The sequence below is a fragment of the Cryptosporangium sp. NPDC051539 genome (genome assembly GCF_044454545.1).
Lineage (GTDB): Bacteria > Actinomycetota > Actinomycetes > Mycobacteriales > Cryptosporangiaceae > Cryptosporangium.
Genome location: NZ_JBITDV010000011.1, coordinates 346,768 through 365,023, shown reverse-complemented (window position 1 = coordinate 365,023; position 18,256 = coordinate 346,768). Strand labels below are relative to the sequence as shown.

Here is an 18,256-nt window from a genome sequence, read left to right as displayed (position 1 = left end):
CGGACGATAGGGACGTGATGACCACCGATGACGCCGGCACCGAGCCAGTTCTTCGGATCCTCCGGGGTACCCCCACGGCCGAAGAACTCGCCGCGCTGGTGGGCGTGCTCGCGGCCCGGTCCGCGGCGGCCGTGCCGTCCGGGCCGCGCGCCCGGGAACTCTGGCGCCGCCAGGAAGCTCGGATCGGCGCCCCGCTAGCCGCGGGTCCGGGGGCGTGGCGCGCCTCCGGGCTCCCCCGATGAGCCTGACGATCCGACCGCTGCGGCGCGCCGACGTCGAAGGCTGCCTTCGGGTCATCGCTTCGCTCCCGCGTTTCTTCGCGGTGAGCGAGGGCGGCCCGCTCGGCGAGAGCATGCGCGCCGACACCGTGGCCAAGGAAGCCGCGGCCAAAGAGGCCGCGGAGAAGGTCGCCGCGGACGAAGCCGCCCAGACCGACGAACCGGAGAAGGTCGGCGCACACCGATCGCAGTCGTCCGGTGCGTCGCGGAGCCCGCTCCGCAGCTCGCGGCCGGTCAGTGCCGCGCACCCGGCGTCCGGTGTCCACCCGGTACACCCCCGCCGCGGTCGTCACGGCATGCCCGACGAGGACGAGCCGGCCCCGGGCGGTCGCAGCATCGCCCAGGCCGCCCGTGACCTCGGCACCCAGGGCGGTCTGGTCGCGATCGGACCGGGCGGCGACGTACTGGGTTTCCTGACCTGGAAGCGCCACGGCGACAAGGCCGCGGAAATCACCTGGATGGCCGTCCACTCCGCTCTGCGTCACCGCGGGGTGGGCACCACGCTGCTGACCCGGTTGGAACGGCTGCTGGCCACCCAGGGCTTCCAGAACATCTCGGCGATCACGTCCGCGTTCTCCCACACCTACGAGCCCACTCGGCAGTTCTGGCGCGGCCGCGGATACGCCCCCGTGCTGGAGCTGGAGGACTTATGGGAGACCGACGTGGCACTGGTACTGACCAAATCACTCGAGCCGTGACCCGCCGCCTGGTGCTGGCGTCGCAGTCACCGGCGCGGCTCAACCTGCTGCGCTCGGGCGGCTTCGCCCCCGAGGTCATCGTGTCCGGAGTGGACGAGTCCGGTGCGACCGGTACTCCGGCCGAGATCGCGCTCGAGCTCGCCCGGCTCAAGTGCCGCGCCGTCGTGTCTTCTCTTTCTCCGGCGGACGCTGCGCCGCCAGTGGTGATCGGGTGCGATTCGGTGCTCGAGCTGGACGGCGTGGCCTACGGCAAGCCCAAGGACGCCGCCGACGCGGTCACGCGGTGGCAGCTGATGGCGGGGCGCACCGGGATCCTGCAGACCGGACACTGCATCGTGGACATGGCGACCGGCGAGGAGACCTCGGCCGTGGCCTCGACCGCGGTGCGGTTCGGGCGGCCGTCGGAGGACGAGGTGGCGGCGTACGTGGCGAGTGGGGAGCCGCTCGTGGTGGCCGGCGCGTTCACGATCGACGGCCGCGGTTCCCTGTTCGTCGACGGCATCGACGGTGACCACACGAACGTGATCGGCCTGTCGATGCCCCTGTTCCGCCGTCTCCTGGCCCGGCTGAACATCTCCGCCGTGGACCTCTGGGCCTGAACCGGCCTAAACCGCCGAGGCCGGGGCTCGGCGACCGGCGGCCAGCACGCCGACCACGGCCGCGGCGAAGAGCGTGGGAACCACCAGGAAGGCGGCGTGGGGGCCGAAGACGTCGGCCAGAGCACCGAGGACGAAGGGGCCGCTGCCGATGGCCAGGCCGGCGGCGTACGACGAGTAGCCGGCGGCGCGATCGGACTGGCCGCCGGACGCTTGCAGGCCGAGGTCGACCGACAGCGGGAACAGCGGGCCGAGACCGAGTCCCAGCACGGCGAGCCCGACGATCGCCCAGACCGGCGACGTCGCGGCCCAGAACAGCGCGGTCCCGGCCAGCGCGACGCCGAGTGCGGGCAGCAGCACGACCGCACCCGGGAGGCGGGCGGCCAGCACCGCGCCGGTGATGCGGCCGGCGCACATACCTCCGACGACCGCGGTCACGGCTCCGGTGGCCAGGGCCGCGCTCGCGCCGGTGCGGTTCCGCAGGACGTCGGACGCCCAGAGCGTGGTGGCGAACTCGGCCGCGATGCAGCACAGCGTCACGGTCCAGGCGATCCAGTAGCGCCTCGGCAACGGGCGGCGGCCGACCTGCCCGTGTTCGGCGCCCTGCTTCTCGTCGAAAGAAGAGGGCGCAGCCGACGGCAGGCGGGCACCGGTGGATCGGCCGACGACGAGGATCACGGCCGCGAGGAGAGTCGCCACCAGCAACGCGGGCCGCCAGCCGTGACCCCGGTCGAGGGAGAGCCCGACCGCGAGCGGGGCGATCAGGCCGGTGCCGGTCGCGATCGCGTTGCCCTCGGCGAGGGCCGCGCCGGAAACGCCGGGGCCGTGGACGTCGAGCAGCGCGGGCGGGGCGACGTTGACCAACGTGGAGCCCACGATCCCGCAGAACAGAGTGGCGGCGATCGTGATCGCGGGCACGGACGGGACCGACACCAGGAGAACGATGCCGAGACCGAGGCCGGCGAGCGTGGCGTAGAGCGTGTTGCTGCGCCCGATCCGGCGGGCGAACAGCGGGTACAGCGCCCCGGCGACGAGGGCGCCGGCGGCGAGCGCGGTGCCGTGCAGGCCGGCGACCGCCCGGCTGGTGTGTTGCTCGTCGCGGATCAGCGGAACCACCGGGCCGAAACCGTAGATGAACCAGCCGTAGAAACCGAGGCTCGCGTAGACGAGGTAGGTGGCGCGCGTACGGACGAGGCTCACTGCCGGCAGCCTAGACGCGCCTCCGCGACCGGTACGGAATGTGTGGCTACCGTTACTCCATGCGTATCGCACTGGCGTCGTTCGTGGTGCTGGCCGTGTTGTCCGGAAGCGTGCCGGCGACGGCGAACGACGAACCGACGGCGGGCGCGACCGTGGAGACCACTCCGGTGACGCACACCGGCGACGCGGCGGACGATCCGGCGTTCTGGTTCGACCGGTCGGACTCGTCGCGGTCGATGATCATCGGCACCGACAAGGCCGGTGCGCTGGAGACCTACGACCTGCACGGACGCCTGCTGCAGCGGATCGCCGACATCTTCCCGAACAACGTCGACGTGCGGGACGACGTCGTGGTGGCCGCGGACGACGACACCGGTCACGGCGTGCTGCGGATCTATCTCGTCGACCCGGCGACGCGGCGGCTGAAACCGGCGGCGGTCGTGCCGACGGCGGTGACCGCGCACGGCCTCTGCCTGTACCGGTCGCCGGCGTCCGCCAAGCTCTACGCGTTCCCGAACGCGGTGTCGGGGCGGGTGGAGCAGTTCGAACTGACCGTGAGCGGATCGACGGTGACCGCGAAGTCGGTGCGGCTGTTCAACCTGGGCCGCACCGTCGAGGGTTGTGTCGCCGACGACGCGTCGGGGGCGCTCTACGTCGCCGAGGAGCGGGTCGGGATCTGGCGGTACGGTGCCGAGCCGACCGCGGGTGGTCGACGGGTGCTGGTCGACGGCGCCGAACCGGAGAAGGACGGGCACCTGACGGCGGACGTCGAGGGGCTCGCGATCGCCGGCGACCGGCTCTACGCGTCCTCGCAGGGTTCCAGCGACTTCGTGGTGTACGGCCGGATGGACAACCGCTACCTCGGCCGGTTCCGGGTCACCAACAGCGGCGAAGTCGACGGCTGCCAGGACACCGACGGGATCGACGCCACCTCGCGACCGCTGGGCCCCGCGTTCCCGGCCGGGATGTTCGTCTGCCAGGACGGCTACAACGTCAATGGCAAGACCGTGTTGAGGCAAAACTTCAAATTCGTGCCGCTTGATCGGGTGGTTTTGCCAATTGGGCAGCAACCAATTCCGTATGGGTGAGGCAACTGAATTGAGTCAGACAAACGCGACGAACGTCACGCCCTCTCCTCTTCGATCCTGCGCAATGATTACGTGGTCTTGGCGCCCACGATGTCGAGGGAGACGAGCGTGCAGAAGGTCCTCATCGCCAACCGGGGCGAGATCGCGGTCCGGGTTGTTCGGGCCTGTCGCGACGCGGGGCTGACGAGCGTCGCCGTCTACGCGGACTCCGATCGGGACGCGCTGCACACACGCCTGGCCGACGAGGCCTACGCGCTCGGCGGCGACACCCCTGGCGACTCGTACCTGCGGATCGACAAGCTCATCGACGTCGCTGCGCGGTCCGGGGCCGACGCGGTCCACCCGGGTTACGGATTCCTGTCCGAGAACGCCTCGTTCGCGCAGGCCGTGATCGACGCCGGCCTGACCTGGATCGGCCCGACGCCGGACGCGATCACCGCGCTGGGCGACAAGGTCGAGGCCCGGCACATCGCGACCGCGGCCGGTGCGCCGCTGGTGCCCGGCACGAAAGACCCGGTCAGTGGCGCCGACGAGGTGATCGCGTTCGCCGAGGAGCACGGTCTCCCGGTCGCGATCAAGGCCGCGTTCGGCGGCGGTGGCCGTGGCTTGAAGGTGGCCCGCACGCTGGAGGAGATCCCGGAGCTGTTCGCGTCCGCGGTCCGCGAGGCCGAATCCGCGTTCGGACGGGGTGAGTGCTTCGTCGAGCGGTACCTGGACCACCCGCGGCACGTCGAGGCGCAGGTGCTGGCCGACACGCATGGCAACGTGATCGTGGTCGGGACGCGGGACTGCTCACTTCAGCGGCGTCACCAGAAGCTGGTCGAAGAGGCGCCGGCACCGTTCCTGTCGTCGTCGCAGCGAGACTCGATTCATTCCGCGGCGAAGGCGATCTGCAAAGCGGCGGGCTACCACGGCGCGGGAACCGTCGAGTTCCTGGTCGGGGTCGACGGGACGATCTCGTTCCTCGAGGTCAACACGCGCCTGCAGGTCGAGCACCCGGTCAGTGAAGAGACCGCGGGCATCGACCTGGTGCGCGAGCAGTTCCGGATCGCCGACGGGGAGCCGCTGCGCATCACCGAAGACCCGGCTCCGCGTGGTCACTCGTTCGAGTTCCGGATCAACGGCGAGGACCCGGGACGTGGGTTCCTGCCCGCGCCGGGCGTGGTCAACTCGTTCGTGCTGCCGACCGGTCCGGGCGTCCGGGTCGATACCGGGGTCGAGCCGGGGTCGGTCATCGGCGGGAACTTCGACTCCCTGCTCGCGAAGCTGATCGTGAGCGGGTCCTCCCGTGCGGAGGCGCTGGAGCGGTCCCGGCGGGCGCTGGACGAGATGCAGGTCGAGGGCATCGCGACCGTGCTGCCGTTCCACCGGGTCGTCGTGCGGGACCCGGCGTTCGCGCCGGTCGACGCCTCGGAGGCGTTCACCGTGCACACGCGGTGGATCGAGACCGAGTTCGACAACCAGCTCCCGGCCTACACGGGGGCGGCAGACGCTTCTCCGGACGCCGGCGCGCGGGAGACCGTCGTGGTCGAGGTCGGTGGCAAGCGGCTCGAGGTGTCGCTGCCCGCGGGCCTCGGGGTGTCGTCGGCGGGCGGCCCGGGCGGTGCCGGCGGCTCGGGTTCGGGGGCGGGGAAGCGGCCCAAGAAGCGGGCCGGGGGCGCGAAGGCGGGAGCGGCGGCGAGTGGCGACTCGGTCGTCTCGCCGATGCAGGGCACGATCGTGAAGATCGCGGTGGCCGACGGCGACGAGGTGGCCGAGGGCGACCTGGTGGTCGTGCTCGAGGCGATGAAGATGGAGCAGCCGCTCACCGCGCACAAGGCCGGCACCGTGACCGGCCTGTCGGCCGCGGTCGGCGACGTGATCGCGTCCGGCGCGGCCGTCTGCGAGATCAAGTAATCCGGACGCCGACCGCGGGACCGGGTCAGTCCGTGTATTCGGTGATCGACTCGACCAGGGTGGCCAGGAACTCCTTGGGCTTCTCGAGGTGCGGGCTGTGGCCGGTGTCGGTGATCACGACCTCTTCGTAGCGTCCGCCGGCCAGCGCGTAACGGTCGAGGACGTGCCTGGTCTGCGAGACCATCGGCTGCGGCGGCGCGAGTTCTTCGCCGGGCCAGCCGGGCACCGCGCCGATCTTCCCGAGGTAGGCCAGGTCGAACAGCGACGTGTCGGACACGATGACGTCCGAGTCGCCGCGGATCCAGTAGATCGGCGGCTTCGGCTCGATCACGTGCAGGTCGTCGACGCGGAAGAACGTCGGCGCCATCGTGTTCAGCACGCCCCGCGTCCCGGGCAGGACCCCGGGCCATTCGGGCGTGACCTCGGACGTGCCGGGGTAGTTGTCGTCACCGGTGCGGGTGCTCAGCATCGAGGCGACCCAGCGGTCGGCGTCGTCCGCCTCGGGGGTGAACGGCGTCTTCACGTAACTGCTGTGCAGCACCGCGCGCGGTGAGACCGGGGCGTCCGACGTGCGGTCTCCGACCGACAGGCGCTCGACGAACTCGGCGTTCGCCGACCCGGCGCCCGACCCGAGGCCGGGCGGGTCCAGGTGGACGCCGTCGACGCCCTTCGTCCCGCCGAACCCGTACGGCGAGACCGGGTTGACCAGCGTCGCGGTGCGGACGATCTCCGGGTGCTCGCGCAGGAGGTGCAGCACCACACCGCCGCCCATGCTCCAGCCGACCAGGTGCACCCGGTCGAGCCCGAGCTCGCCGAGCAGCCCGCGGACGTCGTCGCTGAAGTCGCGCAGGCCGCGGGTGGCGTCCACCGGGGCGGGGTCGGTGTCGCCGAACCCGCGCAGGTCGACGGCGACCGGGCGGAACGTCGCCGGGAGGTCGCGCATCGCGTACTGCCAGAACAGCGACGACGAGACGTTGCCGTGGATGAACACGACCGGCTCGCCGCCGGTGCGGTTCTCGACTTCGAGGACGTTGATCGTCAGCCGCTCCGTCGGCACACGGCGGGTGGTGATCCCGGGGAGGAGCAAATCCATCACGGGGCTCCGTTCTCGAGGGCGCGGGCGACCGCGGCGGCGTACTGGGGCTGGAACAGGATCGTGTAGTGGTTGCTGCCGGGCAGGCGGACGACCGCGAGGTGATCGTCGTACTTCGCCGGGTCTGCGTACAGCGCGGCCGACTCGTTCAGGAGTCCTCGCTCGGCGTGCAGGAACACGGCCGGGAACGGCTGGTTCGGCAGGTCCGCGTAGGCGTCCTTGGCGGCCCGGCCGAGGTGCATGTCCCGGCCGTCGGCCCGGATGTGGTCGGCGGCGATCCGGCTGCGGAGATCGGTGTCGCCGTCACCGACGTCGTAGTCGGCGTAGGCCTCGATGAACGGGTTCCAGTCGGACAGCGCCGGGTGGGCTTTCCAGAAGACGTGGACGGCGTCGCGGTCGGGCCAGGTGACCTCGAGCCGGGACAGCGCCGGGCCGAGGAGCGCCTCCATGACCTTGTCGACGTCGTCGGTGATCGGCGGGAACGGGATCCCGCCGTCGACGAGGACGAGCCGCTCGACCCGCGCCGGATTCCGGTGAGCCAGGACCGACGCGACGAAGCCGCCCATCGAGTGCCCGGCCACGATCGCCTTCTCGACGCCGAGTGCGTCCAGGATCGCGAGCGCGTCTTCGGCGTGCCGCTCGATGCTCGACGGGCCCGGGAGCTGGTGGCTGCCGCCGCGTCCGCGTAGGTCGGGGGCGATGATCGCGCCGCCGTACGACTCGGAGACGGCTTTCCAGGCCTGGTGGTTCCCGGTGATGCCGTGGATCGCGAGGACCGGACGCGGGTCGGCGTCGAGGTCGCCCCAGATGCCGACGGTGAGGCCCGCCACCTGTTCACGCCGATACGTCATCGCGCACCGCTCCTCAGGGGGGAACCAGACAGCAAGTCAATTTTCACCCTCACACCACTAACGACCCGAGTCAACGCCCGCTCTGACCCGGGCCCGCTGAGGGCCGCGCCGACTCTCGTCCTGACCGAAGCCCGCCAAGAGCCGCACCGACTCCCGTTCTGACCCGGAACCCGCCAAGAGCCGCACCGACTCCCGTCCTCACCCGGAACCCGCCAAGAGCCGCACCGACTCCCGTCCTCACCCGAAGCCCGCCGAGAGCGGCACTCACTCTCGTTCTGACCTGGAGCCCGCTGAGGGCGGCGCTGACATCCGCGCCACATGACGCCGCGTATAACTAATACTCAAGTCGTGTGGCGCGGCTGTCAGCGTCGTCCTCAGCGGGCCGCCCCCAAAGAATCATTCGAATTCGTGTTGCATTAGTTGGCGCGCAGCTTCGGTGAGGGAGCCCGAGAGCGACGGGTAGATGCTGATCGTCTTGGCGATCTGCTCGACCGTGAGGTGGTTCTCCACCGCCAGCGCGATCGGCATGATCAGTTCGCTCGCCCGGGGCGCCACGACCACGCCGCCGATGACCAGGCCGGTCGCCGGACGACAGAACAGCTTGACGAAACCGTCGGACAGACCCTGCATCTTCGCCCGCGGGTTGGTACCCAGCGGCAGCGTGACCGTACGCGCCGGTATCTCCCCGGCCTCGAACGTCGTCTGGCCGAACCCGACGGTCGCGATCTCCGGGTCGGTGAACACGTTCGCGGCCACCGTCCGCAGCCGCAACGGCTGCACGGCCTCGCCGAGCGCGTGCCACATCGCGATCCGGCCCTGCGCGGCCGCGACCGACGCGAGCATCAGCACGCCGGTGACGTCACCGGCCGCGTAGATGCCGGGCACGTTCGTCCGCGACACCCGGTCGACGGTGAGGAACCCGCCCCCACCGGTCTCGACGCCGCTCTCGGCCAGACCGAGGCCCGCGGTGTTCGGCACCGAGCCGATCGTCATCAGCGCGTGGCTGCCCTCGACGACCCGCCCGTCGGTCAGCCGCACCTCGATCCCGTCGGCTGTCCGCGAGACCCCTTCGGCCCGCGCCTTGTACAGGATCGTCATCCCGCGCCGGGCGAACACCTGCTCGATCAGGTTCGCGGCGTCGGAGTCCTCGTGCGGCATCACACGGTCGCGGCTGGACACCAGCGTGACCTGCACACCCATCGCCAGGTACGCGCTGGCGAACTCGGCACCGGTGACGCCGGACCCGATCACCACCAGGTGCGTCGGTAGTTCGGGCAGGTCGTAGACGTCCCGCCAGGTCAGGATTCGCTCGCCGTCGGGCTCGGCGCCGGGGATGATCCGCGGGGTCGCGCCGGTGGCGAGCAGCACGGTGTCGGCCTCGACCCGGTACGGCACCCCGCCGCTCGGTTCGATCGTGACGATGTGCCGCAGGCCGGCCCGGCCGTCCAGCCGCGCGAACCCGCGCACGACCTCGACGCCGGTCGCGGCGACCGTGCCGCGGATGTCGGCCGACTGCGCCAGCGCCAGGCCCTTCACCCGGCCGTGCACGGCCGGGGCGTTGACCTTCACGTCCTCCGGCTCACAGGCCATGACGCCGAGGGCGTCACCCTGCTTGAACGCGGTCGCGGCGTCGGACGACGCGATGAACGTCTTGCTGGGGACGCAGTCGTACAGCACGCACGCGCCGCCGAGGCCGTCCCGCTCGACGATCGTCACCTCCGCGCCCAGGCGGGCCGCGACGAGCGCCGCCTCGTATCCGGCCGGACCCCCACCAATGATTACGATGCGCGACACGACAGAACCCTAACCGACTAGCTGACGCGCAAGAGGCGCCGGTTAGAGTGCAGACCCATGGCCCTCTACGCCGCCTACGGGACGAACATGCACCCGAGTCAGATGCGGGAGCGGTGCCCGCGCTCCCCGAGCGCCGGTATCGGCTGGCTGGAGGGGTGGCGCCTGACGTTCGGCGGCGAAGACCTCGGCTGGGAGGGTGCGCTCGCGACGATCGTCGAGGCCCCGAACGAGCGCGTGTTCGTCGCGTTGTACGACGTCAGCGAGTTCGACGAGCCCACGCTGGACGCCTGGGAGGGCGCCGACAGCGGGCTCTACCAGAAGCTCAAGGTGCGGGTGCACACGCTCGATGGCGAGGCGCTCGCGTGGCTGCACGTGCTCGATTCGTACGAGGGCGGCCTGCCCTCGGCGCGCTACCTCGGCCTGATCGCGGAGGCCGCCCAGGAAGCCGGCGCCCCCGACGACTACGTCTCCGCGCTACGGGCGCGCCCCTGCCACTCCACCGAACTCTAGGTGGGCGGCCTGTCCAGGGGGGCGCTGCCGCGCGAGCGGGCCTCCTTGAGACAGCAGGCCAAAGGTCTCGGCGTCGGCCCGCTCGAGCGGCAGCGCCCCCCTGGACAGGCTCCAGGTCAGAACGCGAGACAGCGGGCCGAAGACCTCGACTCGGCCCGCTCGAGCGGCAGCGCCGCCCTGGACAGGCTCCAGGTCAGAACGGGGTCGCTGGCTCAGGCAGGACGGGTTGCTCTGGCAGGTTGAGGTGCCAGTGTTCGGCTCGGCCGTGGGGGTCCAGTGAATCTTCGGCGCTCGTGTGGTCGAGGACGAAGCCAGCTTTCGCGTAGATCGCTCGCGCGGTGGTGAGGGCGTCTTGCGTGTGCAGCACCATCCGCTCGTACCCCGCGGCGCGCGCGAACGCGACGCACTCGTCCACCAGGCGGACGCCGAGCCGGTGGCCGCGCGCGGCCGGCTCCACCAGCAGCAGCCGCAGCCGCGCGGTCCGGGCATCGTCCTCGGCACAGGCGACACACCCGAGCAGCGCACCGTCGCGCTCGGCCACCCAGGCCCGCTGCCTGCTCTGATCCGGACGCCCCAGGAACTCCGCGACGATCTGCGCGACCGCCGGTTCGAACCCGGGCCAGCCGTACTCCTGCTCGTACAGCTGGGCGTGCCGGGTCAGCACCCAGCCCAGCTCGCCGATCCGTGCGGGCCGGATGACGACGTCGCCGACCGGCCCGAGGAGCCCGGCCACGGAGTCCAACGCGGACACGAGCGCTCGCCGGGCGTCCACCGGGAGTGGTTCGAGCAGTTCGGCGACCCGCGCGTCGGCCCGGGCACTCAGCTCGGCGGCGGCGCCGCGGCCGGCGTCGGTGACCGCGACGAGCTGGCGGCGGCGATCGTCCGGATCGGTCGTACGGGTCAGCAGGCCGCGCTCGGCGAGCCGGTCGAGCAGACGGGTCGTGTACCCGGGATCGAGCTGCAGCCGGCCGCGGAGCTCCACCACCGGCTGCGGTGACCGCAGCGCGACCTCGTAGAGCAGCCGCGCCTCGGGGAGGCTGAAGCCGGTGTGCAGGTAGCTGTCGTCGAGGAGGTCGGTCACCTCGGTCCAGGCGCGGTTGAACCGCCGGACGGTCGCGATCTGCGCGGAGTCGGTCACGTACGGCATCCTTTGACAAAGTCAAAGTATCCGCAAGCGCGCCACCGGAAATCGAGCGGACGCAGGCGGTGCGCTACCGGCACGATTGCCCGAGCTCAGGCGGCACGTGAAGCGGCAATCGGGTGATCATCGACCCCAGCGTGGGGTAAATAGGGTACGTGGCCGAGAAGGACCGGCTGGAGCGCTACCGGGCGATGCGCTCCGCCGACCGTACGCCCGAGCCCGTTCCGGAGGATGCTCCGGAATCTCGTCCTGGGAACGCCTTCGTGATCCAGGAGCATCACGCGACTGCCCTGCACTGGGACTTCCGTCTGGAACGCGACGGCGTGCTGGTCTCCTGGGCGATCCCGAAGGGGCTGCCGCCCGACCCGAAGAAGAACCACCTCGCGGTCCACACCGAGGACCATCCGCTCGACTACGCGGCCTTCGAGGGCAAGATCCCGGCCGGCGAGTACGGCGGCGGCAACGTGTCGGTCTGGGACCACGGCACCTACGAACTGGAGAAATGGACTGACCGCGAAGTGAAGGTCGTGCTTCACGGGAAACGGTCACACGGCCGGTACGTGCTGTTCAAGACCGGCGATGGCGAGGGCAAACGTGGCCGGGACTGGATGATCCACCGGATGGACCCGCCCGATCCCGGGTGGAAGCCGCTACCCGAGCTCGTCGCACCGATGCTCGCGACGCTAGGCACGCTGCCAGCCGACGACGACGGCTGGGCCTACGAGATGAAGTGGGACGGCGTCCGGCTCGTGCTCTACGTCTCCGGAGGCCGGGTTCGGGCTCTGACCCGGAGCAATCGGGACGTGACCGGCACCTACCCCGAACTGCACGCGCTGGCGGCGTCGCTGGGCACCCGGCAGCTCGTGCTCGACGGCGAGATCGTCGCGGTGGACGACACCGGGCGGATCAGCTTCGGCGCGCTCCAGCCCCGGATGCACGTCGCCCGCCCGAACCGGACGCTGCTGAACAGCGTCCAGGTGACGTATCTGGCCTTCGACCTGCTGCATCTCGACGGCGAGCCGCTGGTCGACCGGCCGTACTCCGAACGGCGGCAGCTTCTCACCGGCCTGAAGCTGAGCGGGCCGCACTGGTCCACCCCGCCGCACTTCGACGGCCGCGGCGAGGACGCGGTCGCGACGAGTCGCGCCCAAGGCCTGGAAGGCGTGGTCGCGAAGCGACTGACCTCGAAGTACCTGTCGGGCAAGCGCACCAGGGACTGGCTGAAGGTCAAGAACATCCGGACGCAGGAGGTCGTGGTCGGCGGCTGGCGGCCGGGCGCCGGACGCCGGGAGGGCAGGATCGGGTCGCTGCTGATCGGTATACCGGGCTCCGAGGGCCTGGACTACGTCGGTCACGTGGGCACCGGGTTCACCGACGCGGTACTCGACGACCTGACCAAGCGGTTGCGGCGCACCGAGCGCAAGACGAGCCCGTTCAGCTCGGAACTGCCCCGGCCGCACGCCAAGGACGCGCACTGGGTGACGCCGAACCTGGTCGGCGAAGTGGCGTTCGGCGAATGGACCGGTGAAGGGATGCTGCGCCACCCGGCCTGGCGGGGCCTGCGCACCGACAAGAAGCCGGCCGACGTGGTGCGCGAAGACTAGACCGCGCGGTCGTGCAGGGCGATCAGCGCGGCCTCGGCCAGGAGTTTCACGCCGTGGCCGATCGCCTTCTCGTCGACGTCGAACGAGCCCTGGTGCAGGTCGAGCGCCTCGCCGGGGCGGCCGACGCCGAGCCGGGCCATCGCACCCCAGCAGTGCTCGAGGTACCAGGAGAAGTCTTCGCCGCCCATGCTCTGCATCGTGTCGACGACCGACTCCTCGCCGAGCGCGGACTGCGCGGCCCTGGTGAGGATGCCCGCCGAGTGCGGGTGGTTGACGACCGGCGGCATGCCACGGATGTACTCCACGGTGGCCGAGGCCCCGGTCGGTGCGACCACCTGGTGCACGAGCTGCTCGATCAGCTTCGGCGCCAGCTCCCAGGCCGCGTGGTCGAGACAGCGCACCGAGCCGCTGACCGTGCCGGACTGCGGAATCGCGTTCGGCGCCACCCCGCTGTGCACCGCGCCCCAGACCAGCGACAACGCCGACCGGACGTCGACCCGGCGGGCCAGCAGCGCGGGCACCTCGCTCACGACCCGGGCGAGCGCCCCCACCAGATCGACGGTGAGATGCGGCCGGGCCGTGTGACCACCCGGGCCGGACAGCTCGACCTTCACGAAGTCGGCCGCCGCCGTGATCGCACCGGCGCGCAGCCCGACCTGACCGGCCAGCGTCCGCGGGTCGCAGTGGATCGCGAAGATCTCCTCCACACCGGCCAGACGGCCGGCGTCGATCACGTCGAGCGAGCCGGACGGCAGCGCCTCCTCGGCCGGCTGGAACAGCAGCCGCACCCGGCCGGGCAACGCGTTTCCGAGCGTGGCCAGCGCGAGCCCGGCCCCCAGCACGACAGTGGTGTGGACGTCGTGGCCACAGGCGTGGCACACACCGTCCACCGTCGACCGGTACGGCACGTCCTTGACGTCGGGCAGCGGCAGCGCGTCCAGATCGGCCCGCAGCGCGACCAGGTGCTCACCGCTGCCGATGTCGCAGGACAGCCCGTTGCCCTTGGGCAGCATCACCGGCTGCAGGCCGGCCGCGGTCAGTCGCTCGGCGACCAGCGTGGCGGTCGGCTGCTCGGTGTGCGAGAGATCGGGGTGCGCGTGCACGTAGCGACGGAACTGAACGAGTTCTTCGAAGTGCTCGGTGACCCAGGCGTCCAAGTTCACCGCGGCGAACCGTCTCGGGTCTGCGTGCGCCTTCGCTCTGTTCCCGACAGTTGCTCAACGCAACCAAGTCGCCGTGCAATCGGCATGAGGTCCTCGACCAGATCGATTGTCGCGTCCGCTACCGGAACCACCGTCCCACGCGGCATCGGGCGAGTGTACCCCCGCCCGTATTCACGGTCGAGCCGGTACACGGCAGCCTTTCGTCGACTCTCCCGGAACGGATCGCAGCAGGTGAGGGCAGACCTGGAACGGATTCCGGAGCAATCGACAACTGCTCGATCGCGAGGAAACGCGGCACGTTGCGTGTCACCTAATTGACGTTCGGAATAGCTTTTCCGCACTGCGATGAAGGAATTGCGACGGGCGGCCGATCTCAGCCCAGGGTGAGCGGAGTTACTCGGTGCGTAACGGGTTCGCACGAACGACCGCGGGGTGGGGTCGATTCAGGCATCATCACCCGAGAAATACTGGTTCCGGGCTGCGCTGACGCAACATTTGTCCCGATAATCACAGGGGTTCCATGACAGCGCACTTGCCCGGCGCGGCTGCGTCCGACAACCTTTCCGGAAGCGGATCGACGGCGAGCGAACCCGGGCTGGCACCATAGGACCGGAGCGCTAGCACGGGCGAGTAGAAAAGGTCAGCGTGGACGCACCCACCCCGGTAGACGGCCCCTCGGCAGCGAAGGCGCCGGACGGCCGGACCGTCGGCAGACGGTACACCCTGCGATCGTCCGTGGGGTCCGGTGGCATGGGAACCGTCTGGCGGGCCTTTGACGAGCTACTTCGTCGCGAAGTAGCGGTCAAGGAGGTGCTGCTCCCGCCGGGCATCCCGGCCGCGGAACGGTCGGTGCTCTGCGAGCGGACGCTGCGCGAGGCGCGCGCCGCCGCGGCGCTCAACCACCCGTCGGTGATCCGGGTCTACGACGTCGTCAATGACGGCGACCGCCCGTGGATCGTGATGGAACTCCTCGATGCGGCCAGCCTCGCCGACACGCTCCGGGACGAAGGGCCGCTGCCCTACGACCGGGTCGCCGAGATCGGCCTGGCGGTGCTCGGCGCGCTCGAGGCCGCCCACCGGGTCGGCGTCCTGCACCGGGACGTGAAGCCCGGCAACGTACTGCTCGGCTCCGACGGCCGGGTGACGCTGACCGACTTCGGCGTCGCGCGCTCACCCAACGAGTCGCCGCTGACCAGCACCGGCCTGCTGCTCGGGTCGCCGCAGTACATCGCGCCCGAGCGCGCCCGGGGGCGCCCGTTCGGGCCGCCGAGCGACCTGTTCTCGCTCGGCGCCACGCTCTACACCGCGGTCGAGGGGCGTCCGCCGTTCGACCGGGGCGACCCACTGCCGACGATGACCGCGGTCGTCGTCGAGCCGCCCGACCAGATGACGTTCGCCGGGCCGTTGGCACCGGTGCTGCTCGGCCTGCTCGAGAAAGACCCCGAGGGTCGCTGGGACACGAACAAGACCCGCAACGCGCTGCGCACGGTCCTCAGCGGTGGGCGCATCACGTCGCTCGACGGCGGTGGCCGGGCTCCCCGTCAGACCGGTCCGGCCGATCGGCGCCGCCGCCGGGAAGATCCGAGCCCGCAGGCCGGCACCCCGACCCCGGGCGGCCAGACCCCGGGCCACCAGACGCCGGGCAGCCACCAGACGCCGGGCAGCCAGACGCCGATGCCGGCGAGTGCCGCGCTGGCTCCGACTCCTCCGCAGCCGCCGGCCCCGGGTCCGGCGCGGTCGAACCGTGCGGTTCCGCCCGCTCCTCCCGGTGCGCCGCCCGCGGCCCCGTCCGAGGGTGCTTCCGCCGCGCCCGGTCAGCGTCCGGCCGCCGAAGGCCAGCGCCCCGAAGGCCAGCGCCCGGAAGGCACCGCCGCGATGGCCGTCGGTCCGTTCAGCACCGAGGGGCTTCCGTCCATGCCTCCGGCCGACGCGGACGCCGAGCCGAACGCGAAATCTCCTGACCAGCCGGAGGGCAGCCCCCAGAGTGGCCGGCCCGGCGGGCGGGCGACCGTGCGGGGCAGCGTGTCGGTGTCCGGTGCGGCATCCGGGCCACCGTCGGCCGGTGCGTCCGCACCGATCGCCGGGCACGCCCGGGTGCCCGGCCTGACCCCGACGTCGCCCCCCGGCACGTCCGGCGGGCCCACCGGGCCGGGTGGACAGCCCGCCGGCGGTCAGCAGTACGGCGGTACCACGTACGGGACGACCTACGGCGGGACTCCGAACTACGGCGAGCCGGGCAACTCCACGGCCCCGCTGCCGTCGTCGGCGCCGCCGCCCTCGTCGCCCCGCCGCTCGGCCTACATGGGCACGCCGGCCGGCCCGAACGCCGCCGCGGGCCCCCAGAGCGGCGCCGGCTCGTACGGGGCGGCCGCGGTGAACGGAGGGCCCGCGTACGGCGGCGCCGGTACCTACGGCGGCCAGCCCTACGGCGGATCCGGGGGCGGCGCGCCGGGCGGTCCGGGGTACGGCGGCGGGCCCGGTGGGTCGTCGCTTCCGCCGGTCAGCGGGCACACGATGGTGTCGCCGCAGCCGACCCCGTTCGGCAAGCACGGCCCTGCTCACTCCGACGGGCGCCGCCGCACGGTGATCATCGTGGTCGCGGTCGTCGTCGCGGTGGTGCTCATCGGCCTGGTCAGCTACCTGATCAGCGTCGCCGCCTCCGGTGACGACAACGCCACGTCGGCGCGCTCGACCTCGTCCGCTCCGGCCAGCGGCGGCCTCGATCTGAAGTCGCACTCGTACTCCGACCGCGGCTTCTCGGTGAAGGCTCCGGTCGACTGGAAGGAGAACGACAAGGCCGACCGCTACGTCGACTTCGACAGCTCGACCGGCGACAAGCTGCGCGTCCTGGTCGAGCGCGGTGCCTCTCCGGAGAAGTACCTGCAGGTGTCCGACACCAACCAGAAGAAGCGGCTGTCCAGCGGTCAGATCACCGCGTACCAGGTGCTCCGCCAGGAGGAAACCCCCCAGAAGCTCGCCGGCAAGGAGACCTGGGAGTGGGAGTTCACCTACACCGAGGGCGGCGCGAAGAAGCACCGGCTCTGGCGGGTCGCGGTCGTGGACGGTACCGCCTACAGCGTTTATCTGACGACCCCGGCCGACTCGACCAACGACCGCAGGCCCCTGTTCGACGAGATCACCGCGTCGTTTCAGTTGGACAAAGCCTGACCGGGTAGCCTCCTCGCTCGTGACGATGACGACCGATCCCGCCAGCCCTGAGTTCCTTGCCGCCTCGGCGGCGACCGCTCTCGGCGAGGCCACCGGGGTCCGCCAGTACGACGTTGCCCTCGTCCTCGGCTCGGGCTGGGCGCCCGCGGCCGACCAGATCGGTGAGGCCGACGTCGAGGTCCCGCTCGAGCACCTCACCGGGTTCGCCGCCCCCACCGCGCTGGGTCACGTCGGCAGCGTGCGGTCGCTGACGGTCGGCGAGAAGAAGGTGCTGATCTTTCTCGGGCGCACCCACCTGTACGAGGGCCGGGGCGTCGAGCCGGTGGTGCACGGTGTCCGCGTCGCGGCCGCGGCCGGGGTCCGGACGATCGTGCTGACGAACGCCGCCGGTGGGCTCCGGCCCGGGATGTCGGTCGGCCAGCCGGTGCTGATCAGCGACCACATCAACCTGACCACGCGATCGCCGCTGGTCGGGGCCACGTTCGTCGACCTGACCGACTTGTACTCGCCGCGGTTGCGGGCGCTCGCGAAGGAGATCGACCCGTCGCTCGAGGAGGGTGTCTACGCGGCACTGCCCGGGCCGCACTACGAGACGCCGGCCGAGATCCGTTACCTCTCGACGATCGGCGCCGACCTGGTCGGGATGTCGACCGCGCTCGAGGCGATCGCGGCCCGGGCCGCCGGTACCGAGGTGTTCGGGTTGTCACTGGTCACGAACCTGGCCGCCGGCCTGGCCGGGAAGCCCCTCGCCCACGACGAGGTCATCGAAGCCGGCCGGGCCTCCGCCGAGCGCATGGGCACCCTGCTCGGCGAACTGGTCGCCCGCGCTTAGTGGGCGGCCCGCCGAGGGCGCCCGGCCGGTGACGACCGCGGTCGCGCCCCACGGGCCGCCGTACCAGAAGCGGGGCCCGAGCGAACGCACGACGAGGTCGGCCAGGCCCGCGCGTTCGAGTTCGGTGGCGTAGGCGCGGGTGTGGCGGAAGTCGGCGAGGATCAGGCGACCGCCGGGGCGCAGGATCCGGGCGGCTTCCCGCACCGCGGCGAGGCGCCCCTCGGCGTCCGGGATGTTGTGGATCGCCAGGCTGCTCACGACGAGGTCGGCCTGGGCCGAGGCCAGCGGCAGGTTCCGCAGGTCACCGGCGAGCAGTTCCTCCCAGACCACGAACTTGCCGCGCC

General features: G+C 71.5%; 15 protein-coding genes and 1 pseudogene. 9 read left to right on the top strand and 7 right to left on the bottom strand.

Going from position 1 to position 18,256, the window contains the following annotated elements; genetic code table 11:
• The first annotated feature begins 17 nt into the window (after positions 1-17).
• The 3 genes from ACIBZJ_RS32010 to ACIBZJ_RS32000 are packed head-to-tail and all read left to right on the top strand — an operon-like array spanning position 18 to position 1,575.
• Positions 18-242, top strand: coding sequence for an acyl-CoA carboxylase subunit epsilon (locus ACIBZJ_RS32010; RefSeq protein ID WP_395936316.1), 225 nt, complete (start codon positions 18-20; stop codon positions 240-242).
• Positions 239-976, top strand: a complete 738-nt coding sequence (locus ACIBZJ_RS32005; protein WP_395936228.1) for a GNAT family N-acetyltransferase — start codon at positions 239-241, stop codon at positions 974-976. The genes ACIBZJ_RS32010 and ACIBZJ_RS32005 overlap by 4 nt, the downstream gene beginning before the upstream one ends.
• A complete protein-coding gene (locus ACIBZJ_RS32000; RefSeq protein WP_395936314.1) occupies positions 961-1,575 on the top strand; it encodes a Maf family protein in 615 nt (204 codons plus the stop codon). Before ACIBZJ_RS32005 ends, ACIBZJ_RS32000 begins: the two co-directional genes overlap by 16 nt.
• A 6-nt stretch (positions 1,576-1,581) precedes the next feature.
• Here ACIBZJ_RS32000 and ACIBZJ_RS31995 read toward each other — a convergent pair whose 3' ends face one another.
• Positions 1,582-2,772 carry an MFS transporter gene (locus tag ACIBZJ_RS31995; protein ID WP_395936226.1) on the bottom strand — a complete coding sequence of 397 codons (1,191 nt, stop codon included), beginning with the start codon at positions 2,770-2,772 and terminating at the stop codon, positions 1,582-1,584.
• Between the two features lie 59 nt (positions 2,773-2,831).
• Here ACIBZJ_RS31995 and ACIBZJ_RS31990 point away from each other — a divergent pair, with 59 nt between their 5' ends.
• Together ACIBZJ_RS31990 and ACIBZJ_RS31985 are read left to right on the top strand one after the other, a co-directional pair.
• Entirely contained in the window at positions 2,832-3,860 is a 1,029-nt protein-coding gene (locus tag ACIBZJ_RS31990) for a phytase (protein ID WP_395936224.1), read from the top strand.
• A gap of 108 nt (positions 3,861-3,968) precedes the next feature.
• Positions 3,969-5,756, top strand: a complete 1,788-nt coding sequence (locus ACIBZJ_RS31985; protein ID WP_395936222.1) for an acetyl/propionyl/methylcrotonyl-CoA carboxylase subunit alpha — start codon at positions 3,969-3,971, stop codon at positions 5,754-5,756.
• A 25-nt stretch (positions 5,757-5,781) separates the two neighbouring features.
• Here the strand turns inward: ACIBZJ_RS31985 and ACIBZJ_RS31980 are convergent, their stop codons facing one another.
• The 3 genes from ACIBZJ_RS31980 to ACIBZJ_RS31970 form a co-directional block, all read right to left on the bottom strand.
• Positions 5,782-6,849 carry an alpha/beta fold hydrolase gene (locus tag ACIBZJ_RS31980; RefSeq protein ID WP_395936220.1) on the bottom strand — a complete coding sequence of 356 codons (1,068 nt, stop codon included), beginning with the start codon at positions 6,847-6,849 and terminating at the stop codon, positions 5,782-5,784.
• Positions 6,849-7,700 (bottom strand): alpha/beta hydrolase, encoded by an 852-nt coding sequence (locus ACIBZJ_RS31975; RefSeq protein ID WP_395936218.1) that lies wholly within the window; start codon positions 7,698-7,700, stop codon positions 6,849-6,851. Before ACIBZJ_RS31975 ends, ACIBZJ_RS31980 begins: the two co-directional genes overlap by 1 nt.
• Before the next feature lie 396 nt (positions 7,701-8,096).
• Complete coding sequence (locus tag ACIBZJ_RS31970; RefSeq protein ID WP_395936216.1) at positions 8,097-9,494, bottom strand: NAD(P)H-quinone dehydrogenase; 1,398 nt, start codon at positions 9,492-9,494, stop codon at positions 8,097-8,099.
• Positions 9,495-9,551: 57 nt separating this feature from the next.
• Here ACIBZJ_RS31970 and ACIBZJ_RS31965 point away from each other — a divergent pair, with 57 nt between their 5' ends.
• Complete coding sequence (locus ACIBZJ_RS31965) at positions 9,552-10,004, top strand: gamma-glutamylcyclotransferase (RefSeq protein ID WP_395936214.1); 453 nt, start codon at positions 9,552-9,554, stop codon at positions 10,002-10,004.
• A gap of 193 nt (positions 10,005-10,197) precedes the next feature.
• Here the strand turns inward: ACIBZJ_RS31965 and ACIBZJ_RS31960 are convergent, their stop codons facing one another.
• Entirely contained in the window at positions 10,198-11,142 is a 945-nt protein-coding gene (locus ACIBZJ_RS31960; protein ID WP_395936212.1) for a GNAT family N-acetyltransferase, read from the bottom strand.
• 158 nt (positions 11,143-11,300) lie between these two features.
• On the opposite strand from ACIBZJ_RS31960, the gene ligD reads away from it, so the two are divergent.
• Positions 11,301-12,749: a non-homologous end-joining DNA ligase gene (gene ligD, locus ACIBZJ_RS31955; protein WP_395936210.1), complete on the top strand. Its 1,449-nt coding sequence runs from the start codon at positions 11,301-11,303 to the stop codon at positions 12,747-12,749.
• Here the strand turns inward: ligD and ACIBZJ_RS31950 are convergent.
• The gene (locus tag ACIBZJ_RS31950; RefSeq protein ID WP_395936208.1) at positions 12,746-13,912 is read right to left on the bottom strand and encodes an amidohydrolase; all 1,167 of its coding nucleotides are present in this window, start codon (positions 13,910-13,912) and stop codon (positions 12,746-12,748) included. The genes ligD and ACIBZJ_RS31950 overlap by 4 nt on opposite strands.
• A gap of 645 nt (positions 13,913-14,557) precedes the next feature.
• On the opposite strand from ACIBZJ_RS31950, the gene ACIBZJ_RS31945 reads away from it, so the two are divergent.
• Both ACIBZJ_RS31945 and ACIBZJ_RS31940 read left to right on the top strand, forming a co-directional pair.
• Complete coding sequence (locus ACIBZJ_RS31945; protein WP_395936206.1) at positions 14,558-17,080, top strand: protein kinase; 2,523 nt, start codon at positions 14,558-14,560, stop codon at positions 17,078-17,080.
• A 25-nt stretch (positions 17,081-17,105) separates the two neighbouring features.
• Complete coding sequence (locus ACIBZJ_RS31940; RefSeq protein ID WP_395936312.1) at positions 17,106-17,912, top strand: purine-nucleoside phosphorylase; 807 nt, start codon at positions 17,106-17,108, stop codon at positions 17,910-17,912.
• Positions 17,913-18,080: 168 nt separating this feature from the next.
• On the opposite strand, the pseudogene ACIBZJ_RS31935 reads toward ACIBZJ_RS31940, so the two are convergent.
• Positions 18,081-18,242 (bottom strand): annotated as a pseudogene (locus ACIBZJ_RS31935) (class I SAM-dependent methyltransferase); the annotation flags it as partial.
• Between the last annotated feature and the right edge of the window lie 14 nt (positions 18,243-18,256).